Here is a 21,533-nt window from a genome sequence, read left to right as displayed (position 1 = left end):
CAACAGACGGTAACAGTTACCAAACGTTATATGCTCTCTCCCCATCCACCCTATCAATGACGACAACCGGCTACATCGGACGGCGATTACTCCAAATCGTCCCGGTCTTGTTGTTCGTCGTTACGGTCACGTTCGTCCTCATCAACTCGATTCCCGGCGACCCGGTTCGCATCTTGGTCGGGCCGAGCGCCGACGCGGCGGCCATCGAGGCCGCTCGCGCGAGGTACGGCCTCGACCAGCCGCTGTACGTCCGGTACGTCAAGTACGTCGCGGCGGTCGCCACGGGCGACTTCGGGACGAGCATCCACTACGGGGGAGTCCCGGTCACGGAGAAGATTCTGGAGCGGCTTCCGGTGACGCTGCTCCTCCTCGCGTCGAGTTTCACCCTCGCTATCGGCTCGGCGATTCCGCTGGGTATCTTCGCCGCCAAGAACCGTAACAACGGCTACGACCACCTCGCTCGCATCACGTCGCTCGTCGGCGTCAGCACGCCCAGCTTCTGGGTCGGCCTGCTGCTCATCATCGTGTTCGCGTACTACGGCGACCTCCTGCCGCCGAGCGGGCTCGTCATGCCGTGGGCGGACCCCGCGTCGGTCGACGGCGCGACGTCGAGACTGGACGTGCTGGCGACCGCGGCGTCGCATCTGATACTCCCCTCTATCACGCTGGGGACGCTCCAGATGGCGGCCATCACGCGCATCGAGCGGTCGTCGATGCTCGAAGTGCTCAACAAGGACTACGTCCAACTCGCCCGCGCCTACGGCGTCTCCGAGCGGACGATTCTCCGGCGGCAGGCGTTCAAGAACGCGCAACTGCCGGTGCTCACGGTTATCGGCATCCAGATGACGACCGCCCTCGGCGGCGCGGTGCTGACCGAGACGGTCTTCAACATCAACGGGATGGGGAACCTCATCATCACCGCGGTCCGAGCGCAGGACTACCAGCTCATCATGGGCACGACGATATTCTTCGCCATCGTGTTCGTCCTCGGCGTGCTCGTCGTGGACGTGCTGTACGCGGTCATCGACCCGCGCATCTCCTACGGGGGTGGTGCCGGTGAGTGATTCGACGGCCGCCGTCGGCGACTCGGCTCACACGGGCGGCGTCGCGGACGCGGGCGAGCGGAGCTCTGTCTCCCGCACGTCGCAGGTGCTCCGACAGCTCAGGCGCAATTCGGCGTCGCGCGTCGGCCTCTACGTCATCGGGCTCGTGACGCTCGTCGCGCTGGTGACGACCATCGACGCCGACCTGTTCGACTACCAGTTCGCGGCGACGTACTGGTACCATCCGGAAAGCGACTCCGCGGGCAGCGCCATCCTGCTCCCGCCGGTCGGCATCGAAAACAGCTTCGGGACGGGGACGTGGGCCCATCCGCTCGGGACGGACCACCGCGGCCGCGACGTGCTCGTCAGACTGGTGTACGGAACGCGCATCGCCGTTCAGGTGGGTCTCATCGCGACGGGCATCGGGATGACCATCGGGACGGTCGTCGGTGCGGTTTCGGGCTACTACGGCGGCTGGGTCGACGACGTGCTTCAGCGGTTCGTCGAGTCGCTGTACGCGATTCCGTTCCTCATCCTCGTCATCGCCATCATGTCCGCGTTCGGCCGCGAGCTCGGCATCGCCATCGTCGGCGTCTCCATCACGACGATTCCGGTGTTCACGCGCCTGATTCGCTCGCAGGTGCTGAGCGTCCGGGAGATGGAGTACGTCGAGGCCGCGAAGGCCGCCGGCGTCCGCGACCGCCACATCATCTTCCGCCACATCATCCCCAACAGCTTCGCGCCGGTGCTCGTCCAGTCGACCTTGCAGGTCGGCGTGAACATCCTCATCGTCGCGTCGCTGTCGTTCCTCGGGTTCGGGGTCCAGCCCCCGACGCCGTCGTGGGGGCAGATGCTCGCCCACTCGCGGCAGTACATGATCGTCAACCCGTGGTTCAGTCTCTGGCCCGGCCTCGCGATTCTCGCGACGGTCGTCGGCTTCAACCTGCTGGGCGACGGCCTGCGCGACGCAATCGACCCGCGGTCGAACGACTGACGATGAACGGACGACACCTCTCACCGACCGTTCGCCGCGGGCCCGGGAGTCGCCCGGCCTCCGCCAGTCGCTCGCCCGCCGAACCACCGCTCCCTACTCGGGGCGGCGTCGGAACTCGCTCTCGCGGTTCTGCAGAGGCACCCATCTCACGCACCGGCGCCCCCCACGATTCCACGACCAATGTCTGACACGCTACTCACCGTCCGCGACCTGCACACCCACTTCCGCACCGACGCGGGGACCGTCCGGGCCGTCGACGGTATCTCGTTCGAGGTACAGCGCGGCGAAGTGCTCGGTATCGTCGGCGAAAGCGGCGCGGGAAAGAGCGTCGCGGCGCGGAGCATCATGCGCCTCATCGACTCGCCGGGCGTCATCGTCAACGGCGAGGTCCGCTTCGAAGACGACCTGCTCGTCGGCGTCGAGCGCGGCGACGACCCCGACGGCGAACCCCGGCAGGACCCCGAGATGCTGTCGAGCCGCGAGATTCGCGAGCGCGTCCGGGGCCGCGAAATCGCGATGATATTTCAGGACCCCACGGAGAGCCTCAACCCGGTGTTCACCGTCGGCGAGCAGTTGAGCGAGATTATCGGGCTCAACCGCGACGTGTCGGCGGCCGAAGCCGAGGCCATCGCGGTCGAGCGCCTCCGCGAGGTCGGCATCCCCGAGGCCGAACGCCGGATGGACGACTACCCCCACGAGTTCTCCGGGGGGATGCGCCAGCGCGTCCTCATCGCGATGGCGTTCGCGTGCGAACCGAGCCTCGTCATCGCCGACGAGCCGACCACCGCGCTCGACGTGACCGTCGAGGCGCAGATTCTCGACCTCGTGAAGGACCTCGCGGCGCGCTACGACACGTCGTTCGTCTGGGTCACCCACGACATGGGCGTCGTCGCCGAGATATGCGACCGCGTGGCCGTGATGTACCTCGGCGAAATCGTCGAGCAGGCGACCGTCGACGACCTCTTTCACGACACGAAACACCCCTACACCGAGGCGCTCCTCGGGTCGATTCCGCGGCCCGACCGCGACGTGGACGGCCTGTCGCCCATCGAGGGCATCATGCCGGAAGCCATCAATCCGCCGCAGGGCTGCCGCTTCCACACGCGGTGTCCTCACGCCCGCGAGGCGTGTCTGCACGCCCACCCCGACGCCCGCGTCGTCGACGGCGGGAGCGAACAGGCCCGAGACGTAGAAACCGCTGACGGCACCGCTCTCACCGAAGTCGCCGCCGCGCCGCACCGAGCGGCGTGCCTGCGCAACGACGCGTTCGCCGAGGCGGGCTACTGGGAGAGCGTCCCGCTCGACGACGCCGAGTCGGTGTCGGCTTCGACCGCCGCCGAGTCGGCTTCCGATTCCGCCGGTGACGCCGCCACCGACGCTACCGGCCCCACCGACGCCCCTGACGCTACCGCCGCCGCCAGCAACGGCTCCACCGTCGACCCGGACGCCGACCCGCTGCTCAGCGTGCGCGACCTGCGGAAGTACTTCGACGCGAGCGACGGCTTCCTCGACCGCCTCCGGTTCGACCGCGACGCGGGGCTGCTCCCCTTCTCGGCCGACCGCGAGCACGTCCGCGCGGTCGACGGCGTCTCGTTCGACATCCTGCCCGGCGAGACCCTCGGCCTCGTCGGCGAGTCCGGGTGCGGGAAGTCCACGCTCGCGCGGACGCTCCTCCGGTTGGTCGACCCGACGTCCGGCGACATCGTCTTCGACGGGGAGAACCTCGCCGAACTGTCGAAGGAGGAGCTTCGGAAGCGCCGCAAGCGCATGCAGTTCGTCTTTCAGGACCCGCAGGCGTCGCTCGACCCGCGGATGACCGTCGGCGAAACCGTCGAGGAGCCGATGCGGGCCCACGGGCTCTACGAGGGCGACCGCGAGGGGCGGGCGCGCGAACTGCTGGAGACGGTCGGTCTCGACGCCGACCACTACAACCGCTATCCGCACCAGTTCTCCGGCGGTCAGCGCCAGCGGGTCAACCTCGCGCGGGCGCTCTCTGTCGACCCCGACTTCATCGTCTGCGACGAACCGACCTCGGCACTCGACGCGTCGGTGCAGGCGCAGGTGCTCAACACGATGAAGGAACTTCAGGACGAGTTCGGGCTGACGTACCTGTTTATCAGCCACGACCTGAGCGTCATCCGCCACGTCTGCGACCGCGTGGCCGTGATGTACCTCGGCGAACTGGTCGAACTCGCGGACAAGGACGACCTGTTCGAGTCGCCGAAGCACCCCTACACCCGGGCGCTCCTCTCGTCGATTCCGGTGCCCGACCCGCGGGTGTCCCGCGAGACGGTCCCGCTGTCCGGCGACGTCCCGTCGCCGATTCATCCGCCCACCGGCTGTCGGTTCCACACCCGGTGTCCGAGTCTCGTCGCCCCGGCGGAACTCGGCCTCGGTGACGACGAGTGGGACCGCGTGCGCCGGTTCGTCAGGGCCGTCCAGCGCGAGTCCCCGGACGTCGTCGCCGACGATGCTCGCGCGACCTACTTCCCAGACGGCCTCCCAGCCGGCGACGCCGGCGCGACCGTCGAGCACGCGCTCTCGCTCGCGGCCGATGGCGCGTGGCGCGACGCCGCGTCGCTCCTGACCGAGACGTTCGTCGAGCCGAGCGTCTGCACCTCCGAGGTGCCGACGCTGGACTCGCCCGGCGGACTCGACCGTATCGTCAGCTGTCACCACTACTCCTGAAAAGCGCCGCCGCCTTTACTTCGTCCTCACGCCGACCCGAATCGGTCGGCGACCTCGCCCACGGTTTCGAAGGCGACGCCCGGCGCGTCGGCGACGTGTTCGACGAACGATTCGAGCCGGGCGAGCCGGTGGGACTGCCCGATGACCTGCGGGTGCATCGTGAGGACGAACACGCCGCCGTCGACGTTGTCGACCATCCAGTCGAACTGCTCGCGCCACTGGCGGAACACCGCTTTCTCGTTCGCGTAGCCCCGCTCGCGGTTGAACGCGAACGCCGGGAAGTCGTCGCGTTGCCACGACACGGGCACCTCGACGATGTCGGTCTCGGTGCCGCGTTCGAAGGGGGCGTCGGCGGGCGCGGCCCACCCCTCGCGGACGCGGTACGGCTCGAAGTCGGTCGCCATCTGGCTGGAGTCCCACTCGAAGCCGAGTTCGTCGAGGATGCCGAGCGTGTGGGTCGAAAAATCCCACGAGGGCGAGCGGTAGCCGGTCGGCCGCCGGCCCGTGAGGTCGACGATGCTCTCGACGCCGCGTTTCACGTCGTCGTACTCGGCCGCCCTCGACTCGTACTGTCGCGGGCGGGTGTGCGACCAGCCGTGGTGCTGGACGTCGTGGCCGCGGCTCCACACCTCCTCGGCGGCCTCGGGGAAGCTGTCGATGGTGTGGCCCGGCGTGAACCACGTGGCCTCGACGCCGAACTCGTCCAAGAGGTCGAGGACGCGGGGCGCGCCCACGTCGACGCCGAACAGTCCTCTCGACAGTTTCGTCGGGCTGTCCGGCGACCCGAAGGAGTGTATCCACGAGGAGACGCCGTCGAAGTCGAACGTGAGGCAGACGCTGTGGTGAGTCACGCTTCGACCTACGAAAATCGATGTGATAGCTGTTTCCATGCCGCACTCCCGTCCGGCGACCTATCGTCTCCTGCCTCGCGAGTTACCGAAACGCCGGCGCGACGCGCTCGGCGAACAGTTCGGCGCTCGTCGTCTCGGGGAAGTCAACGAACTCGACGACGACTTCGCCGAAGCCCATCCCATCGAACGTCTCCAGTCGCTCGCGGACCTGCTCGGGCGTGCCGACGAGCGGGTACTCGCTGTCGGCGACGTTCTCGGGTTTGAACCGCGGGAAGTGTTCGTCGAGGAGGGCGTCGAGTTCCGCCTCGTCCTCGCGTATCAGACACCGCGCGAACCACGAGCGCTCTATCTCCTCGAACGGCCGGCCGTAGCCCTCGCAGTGGCGTTCCAGCACGTTCAGTTTGTGTCGCATCACCTCCGGCGGCCCCCAGAAGTTCCACGAGTCGGCGAACTGGGCGGTGATTCGGAGGGTGAACGACTCGCCGCCGCCGCCGACCATGATGGGCGGGTGCGGGTCTCGGACGGGATACGGCCGGCACATCGCCTCGTCGAGGCTGTAGTAGTCGCCGTCGAAGCTGACCGTCTCCTCGGTCCACAGGCGCTTGAGCATCCGAATCGACTCCTCCAGCATCCGGAGGCGAGTCGGCGCGTCCGGCCAGTCGTAGCCGTAGGCCCGCGCCTCGCTCTCCTTCCAGCCGGCTCCCATCCCGAGTTTCAGTCGTCCGTCGCTCACGGCGTCGAGGGTCGCGGCCTGCTTGGCGAGGAGCGCGGGGTTTCGGAAGTGGTTGTTCACCGTCTTCGGGTAGAGGTACACGTCTTCGGTCTCGCGGGCGATACCGGCCAGCGTGACGAAACACTCCGTCGTGGGGCCGGTGCCGGTCATGACGTGGTCGGGGACTGCGACGCCGTCGAAGCCGAGGCCCTCTATCGCCACGGCGAACTCGACCTGCGCGTCCCACGAGATCTCGTCGCAGAACGCCAACTGGGAGTGAACCGAGTCGCCGGCGCTGGTCGGAACGTTGACTGCGAACTGCATACGAACGGCTCACGCGCGACCACGAAAACAGTTACCACTTCTCGCATCGCGTCACCCGCTGCTACACTTCACTCGCCGTCACCCCAACACGTACTACGGTTCGCGCCCTCCGGAACAACATGACGGACCACCAGCGCGCGGCAATCGTGACCGGCGCGTCCAGCGGTATCGGTCGGGCGGTCGTCGAGCGACTCCGAGCGGACTACGACCACGTCGCCTGCTTCGACGTCGCGACCGGCGAGAACGACTGGGACGACGAGCGCGTCCACGAGTTCGCGGTTGACGTTCGCGACCCCGACGCGGTCGCGGACGCGGTGGCCGCGGTCGAATCAGTCGCCGACGTGGCGGCGCTCGTGAACAACGCGGGCATCTCGCGGGCCGTCTCCCTCGCGGACCTCGACCCGGACGAGTGGGACCGCGTCCTCGGCGTGAACCTCAAAGGGCAGTACGTCGTCGCCCGCGCCGTCGCCCCGGGGATGGTCGAACGCGGCGAGGGAGCCATCGTCAACGTATCGAGCGTCGCCGGCCTCCGCGGGAGCGCCACCGGCGGCGTCCACTACTCCTCGTCGAAGGCGGGCGTCTTCGGGCTGACGAAGGGGCTGGCGAAACAGCTCGGCCCCGAGGTGCGCGTCAACTGCGTCGCGCCGGGACTCGTCGAGACGCCGCTTCTCACCGAGTCGAACCTCTGGACCGAAGCGGCGCTCGCCGAGTACGCCGCCGACCTCCCGCTCGAACGCATCGGAACCCCCGAGGAAGTCGCCGACGTGGTCGCGTTCCTCTGCGACGGCGCGAGCTATATGACGGGCACGGTGCTGACGGTCGACGGCGGGTCGATGCTCCGGTGACGCGACGTGCGATGTACTCAGGGGCGGTTCCGCGTCGCGCCGACTGAGCCGACTGATATCGAACATATCAGAATAAATTTTATATATAATTTTGAATGTGTCGTTTTGATTTTCAATTCTTGCACGACTCGCCATCGGTGAGTCTCGTCGGTGGCCGCGATAGCGCAATCCGGCGGGAAAACGCGCTAGACCGCCCTAAATCTGCCCTTGGTCCTTTCTCCATGTCCGTGTGTCCGAGGTGACGACCGGACGAGCGTGGTTGGACTGAATGACCGTGTCGGTAGTCCGAGATTTCGACGGCGATGCTACCGACTGCTCCCGTCTATCCGAGGAGAAAGCGTCTATAGCGGGCTGGTAACCCGGGGACCCCGATGAATGAGGAGACGGGGATAGTGGTCTCTGGTCGATGCGAAACCGGCCAGTCGAGTGTCGAGAGAGCTCGGACGAATATATACAAAAATTGATTAGTTTGTAGTTCACTCAGATAATCGAGTACTCTGACACCACCGTTGGCCCGCAACGTTGAGTCTTTCAAAACATATTACGCAGCCGCCGCTGTACCGGACCCTCGGGCACAATCATGGACTACGTCAAAGAAGACGACACGGTCGTCGTCAGGTTGGACCCCGGCGAACAGGTCCTCGACTCGCTCGCGTCGGTGCGCGACGAGTTCGACATCGAACACGGCTTTCTCACGGGTATCGGTGCGGTCGACTCCGTCACGCTCGGCCACTACGACGTGGACGATCAGGAGTACCTCGAAGAGGAGTTCACGGGCCAGTTCGAGGTGACGAGCTTCCTCGGCAACATCGGCCCCGACAAGATTCACACGCACATTCAGGTCGGAACGCGCGACTTCGAGACGCTCGGCGGCCACTGTTCCGGCGCGCGCGTCTCCGGGACGTTCGAGGTCGTCATCCACCTCGGCGAGACGCCGTTGACCCACCACCTCGACGAGCGGACCGGACTCGACGTGTTCGATATCTGAACTGGCCCAGCTTGGGCCGAGCCGAGCCGAACTGAACCGAACCGAGCGAGCCGCGGTGCGGACACCCGGTTTCTTTTCTGTGCGACTGTCGCGGGTCGAGAGCGCCGCGCTCGTCGGGCGACGTGAGACGGTCCGGGGAAGAAAAGTCGGCGCTGTCGGGGCGTCGGCCGGTGGTGGAGGGCCGAAGCGAGGGGGTGGGGGGCGTGCGGTCGGCGGACTGGCCGGCGCCCCGAACGCGCCGAACGAGGGTTCCGGGGGGCGTCCGCCGACGCGGGTTCCGCCGCGGGGACGCGGCCGGGGACCGGTGGTCGCGTCGCCGTCGGCGGGGCAACCGCCGTTCCGTCTGAGTGCGGCCGGCGGCAACTATTCGTAGTCGGTACCCCACATTGTCGGTTCCTCGGTTACTACCGTGTGTAACGTGAGTAGCGTGAGTAGCATGTGTACGTCGGTATGTGTGGCTTCAGGCGCTCTACCGCCGGCTCGTGCGAGAATCTCCCAATCGAATGACTTTCGACGCGGGGGGTCGTGGCCGAGAGTGATAGATGAAACGACACCTCCGCGTTCACATCGTCCCCCTGTGGCGCGAACACGACCGCATCGTCGGCCCCATCGAGGACGACCGGCCGGATAAGGTCTACCTCCTCGAACACGACGACCCGTCGGTCGAGCGCCCGACGTATCACGAGGCGGTCGTCGACCGCATCGCCGACGTAATCGGCTCCCCACCGGACGTCGAATACTTGGACCTCTTCGACATGTACGAGGTGATGGGCGCGATTACGACCATCGCCGACTGGCACCCCGACGACTTCGTCCGCGTCAACGTCACCGCCGGCACCAAGCGCGCGGCCGTCGGCGCGACGATGGCCTGCATGGACGAACACACCGACGCCGAACCCTACGTCGTCGACCCCGAGGTCCGGCCGCACGGCCTCGACGCGCCGGTCACTGAGGGCTTCGAGCGGGCGTCGCTCCTGACCACCTACCAAATCGACTCTCCTTCACCCGACCAGGTCGCCGCGCTCGCCATCATCGAGGCCCACGACACCGACGCCAAACACGCGAAGAAGAAGACGCTCATCACCGAGGCGGCCCGCTACGGCCTCGACTTCATGCGCGGCCGCGTCGACGGCGACGCCGCCGACTACGACCCCGTCACCGGCGACTACAACGTCCTCGACAACCGCGTCACCGCGACGCTCGAACACCAGGGCTACGTCACCGTCACCCGTCGCGGAACCCGACGGTATCTCGAACTCACGGAGGAGGGCAGACAGACGCTCCGCGCGTTCCGCCACCGGGCCGAATCGGTCGTCTCGGACCTCGAAGCCCGGACCGAAGACCCCTCCGAGAACGTCGATTTCGCCCTCGACAACCCGGTCGACGCGCTCGTCGAAAATCGGTAGGGATAGTCGCCACTCTCGCACCCCGAGGGTAACTGTTAGTACAGTCGAGAAGATATGCTGACATATATGCCCTCCAACAAGCAGACGCGCAGAGCCGTCCTCGCGGCCGGCGGCGCGACCGCCCTCGCGTCGCTCTCAGGCTGTGTCGCCCGCGCGTTCAGTGCCCTCGACGTTGAGCGCGAGTACCGACGCGACGCGCCCGTCGGCGACGTGGCGGGTGCGTGGCCGACCTACCAGCGCGATTTCGCCAACACCGGCCACACGACCGACCCCGGGCCCTCGGCGGACGCGAGCGTCGAGCGAATCGCGTCGGGCGACGCGGCGCTCGGCACGTCGGTCGCGCTCGCCGACGGGCGCGGCGTGCTCGGCTACAGCGACGGCGAGGGCGAGGACGGGGTCTACCGCGCGCTCGACCTCGATTCCGAGACCGCTCCCGCCGAGTCCGACGACGCGTGGACCATCGACTACGCGTACGGCAAATCCACGCCCACGCTCGCCGGCGACGCGATGTTCGTCTCGACCGCCGAGTTCGTCGCGGCCTACGACGCCCGGACCGGCGAGCGGTGCTGGCGGACGAGCGAGGGTGGGTACGGGACTCCCGCGAACGCGCCGGTGCTCGCCGCGGGAACGCTCGTCGATGGCGGCGGCTCGACGGTCTTCGGGCGCGACCCCGCGACCGGAGAGGAGCGATGGAGCTACGACGCCGGCAGGGCGTCGCCGGGACTCGTCGCCCGCGACGGCGTCGTCTACACGCCAATCGGCGCCGACGGACTCGCCCTCGGCGTCGCCGCGCTCGACGCCGCGACCGGCGAGGAGCGGTGGCGACGCGAGGACATCCCGCAGACCGGCGTCCCATTCGCGGTGGGCGACGCTCACCTCTACTACAACGCCCACCGCGGGAACGTGTTCGCCCTCGCCCTCGAAGACGGGTCGACGCAGTGGCGGGCGTCGATCCCGCTCCCGGAGAACGGAAGCCCGCAGACCGCCGTCGCGGGCGACACGCTTCACGTCCAGTCCTCGCGGGGGAGCCTCGCCGCGTTCGACGCCGCCGACGGCGCGACGAACTGGTCGCTGTCGCTCGATGCGGATACGTTCTCCCGACCGCCGGTCGTCGCCGACGACACCCGGTTCGTGGCGACCGACGACCGAATCTCCGCAATTTCGGCGGCGTCCGGCGAGGAACTGTGGTCGAAGGCGCTCGACGCCCGTCCGACGGGCGGTCTGTCGGTCCGCGGGTCTGAACTCTACTTCGCCGGAACCGGAAGGAACCCCGGCGTGTTCCGCGTGGCCGACTGACGGCCGCGGGCCGTCGTCGTCGAGTTTGTCGCCCGCGGCGAGACCATGAACCGCCTCGCCGTCAGTCGAACGTGTACGTCCGATACCGTCGAATCGCGTACCGGTACGAGCCGTAGGAGACGCCGACGGTCACGAGGAGGTACAGGCCGAGTCCGACGGCGAGAAGCGGCGTCGCCGAGACGTGGCCGGTGACGCCGAACCACGTGGCAACGAGGCCGATGACGGTGCCGGGGCCGACGACGAACATGAACGCCATCAACACGAGCGTCGAGGGAACGACCGTCTTCGCGCCCCAGAACTCGCGTTCCTCGTATATCGGGTAGGCCGCGCCGATGCCGACCGCGAAGGCCGCGGCGGCGACGCACATGAAGACGCCGACGAGCGCGAACCCGACCGCCGACAGCGGCGACGTGCCGAGGGCGACGGTCAAAAGCGGGAGCGCCGCGGCGACCGGCACGCCGAGGACGACCCCGGCGAGCACGCGCCCGCGGACCAGCGCCCGCGGCGCAGTCGCCGTCAACAGCAACAGCGGGAACTGCGGGCGGTCGTCGCCGAGGGGATTGAGGCCGAACGTCGCGCCCGCCAGATAGGTCCCGAGGCCGGCCCCGCTCGCCGCGAGAAGCGGCCCGAGACCGTCGGCCGAGGACTGGACGATGGTCGTCCCGAGCGGGCCGAGGAAGAACGCCAGCATCACGAGGTGCGTGAACTTCTGGGGGTGGCGGACGCCGCGGACGAGCAGGCCCCACGCGACGCGGCCGCCTTTCGTCGCCGACAGCGGTCGGGGGACCGAGAAGCCGCCGGGCGAGCCGTTCGCCTCCGCGTCCGCCGCCGCCGACGAGCCTCGGTCGCCACCGGTCGCGCGGTCGGTGAACCAGAGCGCGCTCGCCTGTCGGGTGGCGACGACGAGGCCGACGGGCGTGAGCGCGACGATGGCCGCGAAGGTGGCGACGGCGACCGCAGAAAACGGTCTGGCGAGCGGCGTTCCGACGAACGCGAGCGCGAGGTAGTCGCCGAGCGGGCCGACCGCCAGCGTCGCCGCCAGCCACTCGACCGGGAGCGACCCGTCGGCCAGCGACCGGCCGACCGACTGCGAGACGAGGACGAACGCGACCGTCGCGACGAAGCCGACGACCTTGAGAATCCGCCGGACGCCGGGCAGGCGCTCGAACGCGCGGAGCACGGCGATGCCGGCCGCGTAGCCCCAGACGGTCGTACAGCACGCGAGCGGGACGACGACGAGGGCCGCCGTCACCAACAGCGACGGCGCGCCGAGACCGGCCGTGAACGTCGCGGCGACGACCGCGAACGGGAGTCCGAACCAGAGGGCGACGCGCCCGATTTCGGCCGCGATGAGTCCGATGACGACGGCCCGCGGATGGACCGTCGTCAACACGAGCGACTCGTGTTCGACGCGGCCGATGCGTTCGAGCGTTCGGAACGTCGCCAGAACCGCGAGCGCCACGGGCACCCCGGTGGCGGCGAGGTCGAAGAAGGGAATCTCGGTCACCGACTGCGCGCTTCGGCCGGCGACGTAGACGACCGGGAGCGAAAACAGGAGGCTGCCGCCGAAAAACAACAGGAGTAACAGGAGCCCGACGATTCGGCGCGTCTCGGAGGCGTATCCGCGGAGGCTCCGCACGAACTCGGCGCGCCCGATTCGCAGGCCGTGGCGAACGTCTCGTCGGAGGCTCATTCGTCTTCGACACCCGACAGTTGCGGCTCGTCGCTCGTGACCGCGAGGAACGCGTCTTCGAGCGAGCCCTCGCCGCCGGTCTGGGCGCGCGATTTCACCTCGTCGGGCGTCCCCTCGGCGACGACGCGACCGTCGAACAGGACGCCCACCTCGTCGGCGACGGCCTCCACGACGGGGAGGATGTGCGTCGAGAGGAAGACGGTCGACCCCGAGTCGGCCACGTCGCCGATGGACGTCCGAATCTGCCGGGCCGCGCGGGGGTCGAGCCCGGAGGTCGGCTCGTCGAGAAACAGCACGTCCGGCTCGTGGAGCACGCTCTGGATGAACGCGGTCTTCTGTTTCATCCCCTTCGAGTACGTGCCGATGCGCTTGTTCGCGTCGCCGACGAGGTCGAACTGGTCGAGCAGGTCGTCGATGCGCGTCTCGGCCGTCTCCGACGGAATGTCGCGGAGGTCGGCGACGTAGTCGAGCTGTTCGCGGGCGCTGAACTCGTCGTACAGCGGCGGCGTCTCCGGGAGGTAGCCGACGTGGGGTGCGAGCTGTCGACGGTCACTCGCGTCGAGTCCGCAGATGCGGACCGAGCCACCGGTCGGCTGCGAGAGTCCCGTCAGAATGCGCATCGTCGTCGTCTTCCCCGCGCCGTTCGGCCCGAGGAAGCCGTACACTGTTCCGCTCGGAATCGACAGCGAGACGCCGTCGAGCGCGACCTCGGAGCCGTACGATTTCCGGAGGTCAGTCGCTTCGATGGCGACGGCCGCGTTCGTGGAGGGCATGGGACGACCCCCGATTCACCCTCCGGACGCCTAACGGTTGCGACTTGATACACGAGCGACAGAACCGCGTCGATTCGCCCGCCGTCTCAGGGAGTCGTCGTCTCGGGGTTCGTCGGGCGAATCGACCGATAGAACGCCGTCGAGTACGCGGCGAAGAAGCCGCCGATGAGACCGCTGAAGAGCACGAGTCCGACCGCGAGGGCGACCATGCCGACGACGCCGACCGTCGGGAGACTCGAAAACGCCGACGCGGCGGGAGCGCCGGTACCCGACCCGGCCACCGCGGTCCCTTGGTGCCGGAGCGACGGGGTGAGCAGGAGCGAGATGACGACAGCGAACGCGCCGGCGAGGACGCCGCCGAGGCCGGTGATGACCGAGTAGCCGAGGACCGAGACGATGTTGCGCCTGACGCAGGAGACGCTTCGCTTGATGCCGTCGACCGCGCCGAGGTCGTCGATGACGATGGCGTGGCCGAAGAACTGCACGACGAACACCACGGCGAGGTAGGTGAGGGCCACGGCGAGGACGACGACGGCCAGAATCGCGAGCGCGACGGTACTCGTCTCCCCGCCGACTCCGAGGACGGCGATGCCGACGAACACCGAGGCGAAGACGCCGACGAACGACAACACGAGATTGACGGCCAGCAGGGAGAAGTACACCACGAGCAGCGAGACGTAGTGTGACCTCCCCTCGCTGACGAACGTGCCGAGCGAGGTGCGACCGTCGATTGCCTCGTTGGCCATGCCGAGGACGCCGCCGAGGAAGAACAGGGCGATGAATATCGTGAGTCCGCTGAACCCCAGCGAGATGATGCTCCCGATGAACGGGCTGACCGCCTGCGCGAACACCGACGGGAGTTGAATCAGGCTGAACGCCGCGGCGACGGCGAACAGTATCGGGTTCCGTCTGAGGGACCCGGCGGCTGTACCGATGGATTGGAGGGCTGCCATACCGGCCACGTCTCGACACCGCACAATCAATGTTTGGTTGACAGGACCTCTCATTCCGCCCGCGGCCCGAACCGCGAGCCGGCCGAAGACGACCGCGAGACGGCTCGTTCTCTGCAACTGTCGTTACACGGGTCTCCCCGTGTTCGACGTCTTCACGAGTGACCGGCCCGGTCACGGAGGAACGCGTCGACGGCGGCCGCGACTCGTTCGGGGTCGTCACCCGGGCCGCCGTGGCCGAGTGCGTCGAACTCCACGAACCGGCTGGTCGGGAGGGCGTCGTGGACGTTTCGTGCGCTCTCGCGGAGGAAGTCGGGGCCGTCGGTGCCGGCCAAGACCACGGCGGGCGCGTCAACGTCCAAGCGGGCCGGAAGCCGGTACTGCTCGACGGCGCGGTTCATCCGGACGACCTCCTCGGCGAGGGCGACGCAGTCGGGCCAGACGGGCCACTCGTCGAGCCACGCGTCGAGGTCGTCGATGCCGTCGGGGTGGAGCACCTGCTCGACGTAGCGCTTGACCGCCTCGCGCCGCTCCCCCGCCTCGACGAGCGCGGCCATGCGCTCCGAGAGGTCCGCCTCGCTTCGGTACGCCTCCGGGAGCACCGCCGGTTCGTAGGCGGCGACGGCGGCCACCCGCGCGTCGGTCGCCGCTTCGAGGGCGGTGAGCGCGCCGTAGGAGTGACCGAACAGCACCGGGTCGCGTCCGGTCACCTCATGAATCTCGTCGACGAGTTCCCGGACGTACTCGACTTCGCGCTCCAGCACCGCCTCGGCGGGCGTCGACTCGGCGTCGTCCAGACAGGTGCCGAAGCCGGGTCGCTCCGGGACGACGACCTCGTAGTCCCCGAGATGCGGGACGACCGGGTCCCAGAACGCCGGCGGTGCCATCCCGCCGTGACAGCACAGGAGCGGCGTGTCGTCTCCGAATCGGTCGTCGGACGGTTCGGCTCCGGGTTCGAATCGAATCGGTTGCATCGCACTCTCGCTTGTCGCCGGCGTCGGCTAAGTCGCACTCTCAGCCGTGCGGCCGTTTAAGTACGACCCGAGACTGCGGCCGCCTCGGCCGCTTCGACACGCCCATGACCGACCGCCGAGAGAGCGGACGTATGGGTCTCATCGCCGAGTTCGACATCGACTGCGACGCGCTCCCGCTGACCGGGGTCGCGGCGGCGGTCTCGGAGGCGACGCTCGCGCTGGAACTCCAGTACAACCACGGCGAGCGCCCGATGTTCGTCGTCACGGTCACGGGGGGGTCGGCGCGGGCGCTCGAAAGCGTCATCGACGACTCTCCCGACGTGGCCGACTGGACCCGAATCGGCGAGTCGGGCGAGACACGCCGGTATCAGGCCGTCCCGGCGCGGAGCTTCGAAGAACAGCTCGGTGACAGCCTCGACGACCTCGCCGGACTGGAATCTCTCGCCACCGCCGACGCCATCATCGAGCGCATCGAGGTCCGGCCTGCGGGCTGGCGACAGACCGGCTGGTTCGCGGACCGCGACGCGTTCGGGCGGTTCGCGTCGTTCTGGCGGCGGAACGCCGGTTTCGACCTCCGACGCCTCGCCCGCGACGGCGACCCCGAACCGCCGGGCGAGGGACTCACCGACCGACAGGACGAGGCGCTCCGGTCGGCGTACGAACTGGGCTACTTCGACATCCCCCGCGGGGCCACCCTGCGGGAGGTCGCCGACGAACTCGGCATCACCGCTTCTTCGGCCTCCGAGCGACTCCGACGGGCGCAGACCCGGCTCATCGCCGAGACGGTGGCGACGACGTGGCCGCCGCTTCCGAACTGACGGGTCGACGAACCGGAACCGACGAACTCGACGAACCACTCGGGTCGGTCACGCCCGAAGACCGACCTAACTCAGCCGAACGACGGCGCTCCGGCCGGCGAAGTAGACGCCGCCCTCGGCGATGCTCGGGCCGATATCGAAGCGCTGGCGCTTGCCCGCGGCCAGTTCTTGTCGCGTGTTTCCGGTCGGGGCGTCGAGAACGGTTACCGCTCCCCCGCTGTCGTCGTGCGTCGGGACGAACACCCTCCCCGCGCCGACGGCGATGCCGCTCGCATAGCTTCCGGCGTAGCTCCGATTATCCCAACAGCGAGTGCCGTCCGCCAGCGCGAGCGTGACCAGTCGGTCGTCGGTCGCGACGTACACTCGACTCCCGTCGGTCGCGATGGTCTCGGGCCGTCTCGGTCGACTCTCGCCCCTCGTCTTTCTCGGTTCGAGCCGATAGCGCCAGCGCCGTTCGCCCGTCTCGGCGTCGAATCCGAGCACGCTCCCGGCCTCGGTCCCGACGAGGACGGTTCCCTCGACCACCGAGACGTTGCACGCGATTCGGGCGTTCGTCTTCGCCCGCCAGCGCTCCGTCCCGTCAACCGCGGCCAGCGCCCGGACGTAGGTGTCGTCGCCGGCGGTGTAGACGGTGCCGCCGGCGACGGCGGGCGTCGAGTCGGACGGGAACCCGGTCGCGGCCCGCCAGCGGGTCTCGCCGGTCGAGAGCGCCAGCGCGCGCGTCGCCACGCCCGCTTGGACGTAGACGGTGTCGCGCGCGACGATGGGGCTCGCGCCGAAGATGCCGCCGCCGAGTCCCTCCCGCTTCCAGCGTCGGTCACCCGTCGCCGCGTCGAAGGCGTGGGTCTCTTCGCGGGTCACGACGACGAGCGTTCCGTCGCCGACTGCGGGCGCGGGCTCGGGGTCGGTGAGCGGTCTGGTCCACGTTCGCTCGCCCGTGTCGGCGTCGACCGCGGAGAGTTCGTCGTCCATGTCGTGGACGTAGACGGTGCCGTCGGCGACGACCGGGACGTGGTGGCCCACGTAGGTCTCCACGGGGACCGTCCAGTCGATGGCGAGGTCGCCCTCGGGGACGGCCTCGGCCGCGACGGCCCCGGTGTTCGTCGTCGGCCCCATCACGCCGCGCCAGTCCGTGGTCGCCGGCTCGACGGGGTCGTACTCGGGGCACTCCCCGCTCGTCGGGTTGTGCTCCGACGGCGTTCCGAGACAGCCCGTCGCGCCGACGGCGACGGCGCTTCCGAGACTCGCCAAGAGCCGTCGCCGAGTCGGGCGCTGGTCGGCGTCGGTCATGCGACTTTCACCACCCCGTGGTGCGCGTGGGTCAGATACGTCGCGTCCTCGGTGACGACCGGAGACGCCATCGACCGCTTGTAGTACGGTTCGGCGAAGTAGTTCCCCGTCTGGAGCCACTCGTCGGCGTCGCCGCCCCACAGCCGCGTCCCGTCGGCGGCGTCGAAGGCCCCGGTTCGGAGGTAGACCCGGCCGTCGGCGACGGGGGGACGAGCGAGATACGGGAGCGCCGTCGGGTCGCGCTCGTGGCTCGGCGGCGCTTCGTTCACCACGCGCCACTGTTCGACGCCCTCGTTCCGCGAGAGCGCGTAGAGGTTCTTCGCGCCGACGTACACTCGCTCGTCGTCGACCGTCGGCGGGCCTGCCACCGCCGAGCCGGTTACGAACCGCCACCGCTCCTCGCCGGTGTCGGCGTCCAGCGCGTAGACGGTACCGCCGACGGTCGCGTACAGCGCGTCGTCGGTGACGGCGAGGCCGTTGGGCGACCGGCCGTACCGCCCGTCGAGCACCGTCCGCCAGCGCCGCCCGCCGCCGTGGTCGTAGCCGAGGACGACGACCGCCTCGCGCTCCCGCTCGAACGGTGTGAAGGCGGCGTAGACGCCGCGCTCGTCGGCGACGGGCATCGTCGTCTCGACTGGCTCGTCCGGGCCGACGAGAAGCTCTGCCGGCCCCGGCCGGTCGGCGGTCCACAGCCGACTCCCGTCGTTTCCGACGGCGTGCAGGCGACCGCTCCCGCTTTCGACGTACAGCCGGTCCCCGTACGCCGTCGGCGTGCCGAGCCGGCCGCCGAGGTCCGCGGTCCACCCGCTCGACCCGTCGCTTCCGACGGCGTGGAGCGCGCCGTCGTACCCGCCGACGACGACGGTTCCGGAGTCGTCGCCGACGACCGCGGGGCCGCCGCCGAGTCCGTCCGCGAAGCCTTCGACCCACCGGACCGACCCGGACGCGGCGTCTATCGCGGCCAGCGGGCTCACGAAGTCGTTCGGCCTGTAATAGTGGGTGGCGAATCCGGCGACGTAGACGGTGCCGTCGGCGACGACCGGCGGGGAGAGTGCGCCGTAGAGCGGCGGGTCGGCGGCATCCCGCGAGACGCTCCACGAGAGGGTTCCTTCGGTCGGGCCGGCGGGGGCGCGACCCGTTGCCTGCGGGTCGTAGCCGGCGGTCGGCCACGCCGTCGTCGGGGCGTCGAACGTCGCGTCCGGGGTCGGCGAGGAGCCGCCACAGCCGGCGAGACCACCCGCGAGCGCGGCTCCGCCCGCGGCCAGCACCTCGCGTCTGGAGAGCATACGCCCGCCGTCTCGGCGCGGGATAAAAACCTTCGTGGCTCCCCGCTCGGGGACTCGCCGGACGCGACCGGTCGCGCCGCCGTCGGAACCACAGACGTATTATCAGTCGGGCCACACGTCCTCGCTGATGCCCTCCTATTCGAGACGCGACGCGCTGAAGGCGATTCCGGCGCTCGCCGCCGGTCTCGCCGGCTGCGCGACCCTCACGGGCCGCGACGACTCGCTTCCGATGCCGACCGCGTGGACGGCGGACGTGCGAACCCCGACCCGCGCCCGCCGGCCGCCGTCCGGTCCCCTGCTCGTCGGGACTGGAAGCCCGTTTCACGACGACCCGATGGTGACAGCGGTCGACCCCGAGACGGGCGAGGAGCGCTGGGCGGTGACCGGTCGAAAGGGTCACCGGTCGCCCCTCGGCGTCGACGACCGCCGCGCCTACCTGCTTTCGAAGGCGGGACGGGCCGCGGCGGTCGACTACGAGGCGGGCGAGCGAGCGTGGACCACCGAACTGACGGGCGTGGACAGAGCCGACCCGGGCGTCGTCCAGTACCCGCCGGTCGTCGCCGGCGACACCGTCGTCTTCCCCATCTCGGGCACGGAGAACGACGTGGTGGACCGACTGCTCGGACTGTCCCGCGCGGACGGCGACCGACGCTTCCGGGCCGAGCTTCCGGCCTCGCTCGCCGGCGCACCTGCTCCTGCCTCCGCCGTGGGCGACTCCGAAGCGGGCGTCGTCGCGCCCGTCCTCGACGGGACGCTCCGCCGGTTCGCCACCGATGGCTCCGAATCGTGGCGCGTCGACGTTGGTCCGTCGCCGTCGTCCGTGGCGGTCGCCGGCGACACCGCCTTCGTCGGGAGCGCGACCGAGGAGCTGTTGGCGCTCGACGCGGCGACCGGCGAGGTTCGGTGGCGCGCGCCGCTCCGAAACACCGTGTTCGCCCGGCCGCTCGTCTCCGACGGCCGCGTGTACGTCGGCGGCGCGGACTACTTCCTCTACGCTTTCGATGCCGAGTCGGGCACCCGGCTGTGGCGGGACGAGCTGGCCGCCCCCGTGACCTGCGGGCCGACCCGCGTCGGCGACCGACTGGTGACCGTCGTGGGGTCGGACATCCTCGTCCGGGGGCACAGCGGGACCGTCCCGTTCGACCCGACCGCGCTGTACGTCCACGCGACCGACGGGACGCTTCTCAACGAATATCGGTTCGAGGGCTACCTCGACGGCGGCAGGGTGAACTGGGCCGTCGCCGCGGGCGACGGCGTCTACGTCGGACAGGAGTGGCAACTCGCCCGCCTCGACGCGGAGGTGCTCGATGCCGAGTGAGCGTCCGGACCGGTCTGAGGCGACCGGGAACCGGGACCGAAACGTTTCCCGTCGAGAGGTGCTCGGCGGCCTCGCGGCCGTCGGTTCGCTCGCCGTCGCCGGCTGTAGTTCGATTCCCGGACTCGGCGGGAGACGACCGGTCTGGCGACGCGATATCGACGGCGCGTTCATGGCCGGCCCGCCCGCCGTCACCGACGAACTGGTTCTCGTCGGGATGCAGGACAAAGCGCTGTACGGCCTGCGGCGCGAGGACGGCTCGACCGCCCTCCGGTTCGAGACGGGCGGACCGATAGAGGCGCGGCCCGTCGCTCCCGCGTCCGGCGGCCCGTACCACGTCCACAGCACCGACGGCGACCTCTACGCCGTCGACTCGGCGGGCGACGAACTCTGGCGCGACGAGGGCACGCCCTACCGAGCGCGACTCGTCCGCACCGGATCGCTCGTCGCCGAACTCGACCTCGCCGGCCCCGAGAACACGCTCGCGGGCTACGACCCGCAAACCGGCGACCGACGCTTCGAACGAGCCGTCTCGTCGTACTTCCTCAACGGCGTCACCGACGACTCGTTCGTGGTGCCCGTGCCGGTGAGCGAGACCGAATCGCGCGTCACGTCGCTCTCGCCGGCGGACGGAAGCGTTCGATGGCGGACCGAGCCCCGGCGGTGGTATTCCAACGTGGTCGCGGACGCCCGACTCGTCGTCGCCGCGAGGGACGGAACGCTGACGGCCTTCGAACGGTCCGACGGGAGCGTTCGGTGGCGCGTCCCCATCGGCGACGTGGGACGGACGATGGTGCTCGGGTCGCAGGCGTACCTCACCCGCGACCGGGACGGCGGGCGGCAGGAACTGCTCGCGTTCGACCGGGAGACCGGCGAGCGCCTGTGGGAAAATCCCACGGGCTACCAGATTCGGGCGGTCGAGGCCACGGACGACGCGGTGTTCGTCGGGAGCCGCGTCGACGACCCCGACGGCGGGATTCTCGGCCGAATCGACTGCTTCGGTCTCGACGGGACGCGACGGTGGCAGACCGTCACCGGACTCCCGTCGCTCGACTCACTCGGCGTCACGGACTCTCGCGTCGTCGCCGTCTGGGACCGGGGCTTCGAGGTGCTGGCCCGCGAGACCGGCGCGTCGCGGTGGTCGTACGAACCGGAATCGTACAGTCGGCTCTCTCTCCGCGTCGAGCCGTCGTCGGTGTTCGTCTCGTACGTCGGCGACGGTGCAGTCGCGCGGTTCCCGCTGGACTGACTTCCACTCGGCGCTGGCGGCGCGCGATGCACCAACCA

At 69.3% G+C, this 21,533-nt stretch carries 18 protein-coding genes; 10 read left to right on the top strand and 8 right to left on the bottom strand.

The genetic code is table 11. The annotated features are described in order from the left end of the window. Positions 1-56 precede the first annotated feature (56 nt). The 3 genes from NDI65_RS09395 (at position 57) to NDI65_RS09385 (ending at position 4,725) form a co-directional block, all read left to right on the top strand. Positions 57-1,064 (top strand): ABC transporter permease, encoded by a 1,008-nt coding sequence (locus NDI65_RS09395; protein ID WP_089780530.1) that lies wholly within the window; start codon positions 57-59, stop codon positions 1,062-1,064. Next, complete coding sequence (locus tag NDI65_RS09390) at positions 1,057-2,037, top strand: ABC transporter permease (protein WP_193310960.1); 981 nt, start codon at positions 1,057-1,059, stop codon at positions 2,035-2,037. Before NDI65_RS09395 ends, NDI65_RS09390 begins: the two co-directional genes overlap by 8 nt. 180 nt (positions 2,038-2,217) lie before the next feature. Continuing rightward, positions 2,218-4,725, top strand: a complete 2,508-nt coding sequence (locus NDI65_RS09385; RefSeq protein WP_089780203.1) for an ABC transporter ATP-binding protein — start codon at positions 2,218-2,220, stop codon at positions 4,723-4,725. 26 nt (positions 4,726-4,751) lie between these two features. Here the strand turns inward: NDI65_RS09385 and NDI65_RS09380 are convergent, their stop codons facing one another. Beyond that, positions 4,752-5,576 (bottom strand): polysaccharide deacetylase, encoded by an 825-nt coding sequence (locus NDI65_RS09380; RefSeq protein WP_089780205.1) that lies wholly within the window; start codon positions 5,574-5,576, stop codon positions 4,752-4,754. Positions 5,577-5,658: 82 nt separating this feature from the next. Next, complete coding sequence (locus NDI65_RS09375; RefSeq protein ID WP_310893608.1) at positions 5,659-6,612, bottom strand: LLM class flavin-dependent oxidoreductase; 954 nt, start codon at positions 6,610-6,612, stop codon at positions 5,659-5,661. Positions 6,613-6,731: 119 nt separating this feature from the next. Between NDI65_RS09375 and NDI65_RS09370 the strand changes: the two genes are divergently transcribed. The 4 genes from NDI65_RS09370 (at position 6,732) to NDI65_RS09355 (ending at position 11,147) form a co-directional block, all read left to right on the top strand. Beyond that, positions 6,732-7,457, top strand: coding sequence for an SDR family NAD(P)-dependent oxidoreductase (locus NDI65_RS09370; RefSeq protein ID WP_089780209.1), 726 nt, complete (start codon positions 6,732-6,734; stop codon positions 7,455-7,457). 580 nt (positions 7,458-8,037) lie between these two features. Further along, a complete protein-coding gene (locus NDI65_RS09365) occupies positions 8,038-8,445 on the top strand; it encodes a PPC domain-containing DNA-binding protein (RefSeq protein WP_089780211.1) in 408 nt (135 codons plus the stop codon). Positions 8,446-8,987: 542 nt separating this feature from the next. Further along, the gene (locus NDI65_RS09360; RefSeq protein WP_089780213.1) at positions 8,988-9,851 is read left to right on the top strand and encodes a DUF6293 family protein; all 864 of its coding nucleotides are present in this window, start codon (positions 8,988-8,990) and stop codon (positions 9,849-9,851) included. Positions 9,852-9,917: 66 nt separating this feature from the next. Continuing rightward, positions 9,918-11,147 carry a PQQ-binding-like beta-propeller repeat protein gene (locus tag NDI65_RS09355; RefSeq protein WP_089780215.1) on the top strand — a complete coding sequence of 410 codons (1,230 nt, stop codon included), beginning with the start codon at positions 9,918-9,920 and terminating at the stop codon, positions 11,145-11,147. Positions 11,148-11,208: 61 nt separating this feature from the next. Here NDI65_RS09355 and NDI65_RS09350 read toward each other — a convergent pair whose 3' ends face one another. The 4 genes from NDI65_RS09350 to NDI65_RS09335 form a co-directional block, all read right to left on the bottom strand. Next, on the bottom strand, positions 11,209-12,840 hold the full coding sequence (locus NDI65_RS09350) for a hypothetical protein (protein ID WP_089780217.1): 1,632 nt from the start codon (positions 12,838-12,840) through the stop codon (positions 11,209-11,211). Next, positions 12,837-13,613 (bottom strand): ABC transporter ATP-binding protein, encoded by a 777-nt coding sequence (locus tag NDI65_RS09345; RefSeq protein WP_089780219.1) that lies wholly within the window; start codon positions 13,611-13,613, stop codon positions 12,837-12,839. Before NDI65_RS09345 ends, NDI65_RS09350 begins: the two co-directional genes overlap by 4 nt. Positions 13,614-13,699: 86 nt before the next feature. After that, entirely contained in the window at positions 13,700-14,566 is an 867-nt protein-coding gene (locus NDI65_RS09340) for a hypothetical protein (RefSeq protein WP_310893607.1), read from the bottom strand. A 152-nt stretch (positions 14,567-14,718) separates the two neighbouring features. Continuing rightward, the gene (locus NDI65_RS09335) at positions 14,719-15,537 is read right to left on the bottom strand and encodes an alpha/beta hydrolase (RefSeq protein WP_089780222.1); all 819 of its coding nucleotides are present in this window, start codon (positions 15,535-15,537) and stop codon (positions 14,719-14,721) included. 131 nt (positions 15,538-15,668) lie between these two features. Between NDI65_RS09335 and NDI65_RS09330 the strand changes: the two genes are divergently transcribed. Continuing rightward, positions 15,669-16,355, top strand: a complete 687-nt coding sequence (locus NDI65_RS09330) for a helix-turn-helix domain-containing protein (RefSeq protein ID WP_089780224.1) — start codon at positions 15,669-15,671, stop codon at positions 16,353-16,355. A gap of 66 nt (positions 16,356-16,421) precedes the next feature. Here the strand turns inward: NDI65_RS09330 and NDI65_RS09325 are convergent, their stop codons facing one another. Together NDI65_RS09325 and NDI65_RS09320 are read right to left on the bottom strand one after the other, a co-directional pair. Beyond that, positions 16,422-17,645, bottom strand: a complete 1,224-nt coding sequence (locus NDI65_RS09325; protein WP_089780226.1) for a PQQ-binding-like beta-propeller repeat protein — start codon at positions 17,643-17,645, stop codon at positions 16,422-16,424. Further along, positions 17,642-18,931, bottom strand: coding sequence for a PQQ-binding-like beta-propeller repeat protein (locus NDI65_RS09320; protein ID WP_310893606.1), 1,290 nt, complete (start codon positions 18,929-18,931; stop codon positions 17,642-17,644). The genes NDI65_RS09325 and NDI65_RS09320 overlap by 4 nt, the downstream gene beginning before the upstream one ends. Positions 18,932-19,058: 127 nt before the next feature. On the opposite strand from NDI65_RS09320, the gene NDI65_RS09315 reads away from it, so the two are divergent. Both NDI65_RS09315 and NDI65_RS09310 read left to right on the top strand, forming a co-directional pair. Beyond that, positions 19,059-20,249 carry a PQQ-binding-like beta-propeller repeat protein gene (locus tag NDI65_RS09315; protein ID WP_089780230.1) on the top strand — a complete coding sequence of 397 codons (1,191 nt, stop codon included), beginning with the start codon at positions 19,059-19,061 and terminating at the stop codon, positions 20,247-20,249. After that, positions 20,239-21,495 carry a PQQ-binding-like beta-propeller repeat protein gene (locus NDI65_RS09310; RefSeq protein ID WP_089780232.1) on the top strand — a complete coding sequence of 419 codons (1,257 nt, stop codon included), beginning with the start codon at positions 20,239-20,241 and terminating at the stop codon, positions 21,493-21,495. Before NDI65_RS09315 ends, NDI65_RS09310 begins: the two co-directional genes overlap by 11 nt. Positions 21,496-21,533 lie beyond the last annotated feature (38 nt).

Origin of the sequence: Haloferax sp. S2CR25, assembly GCF_031624535.1 — an archaeon.
GTDB classification, from domain to species: domain Archaea; phylum Halobacteriota; class Halobacteria; order Halobacteriales; family Haloferacaceae; genus Haloferax; species Haloferax massiliensis.
The sequence above is the reverse complement of the archived record's forward strand: the minus strand, read 5'-3'. Positions and strand labels throughout refer to the sequence as shown.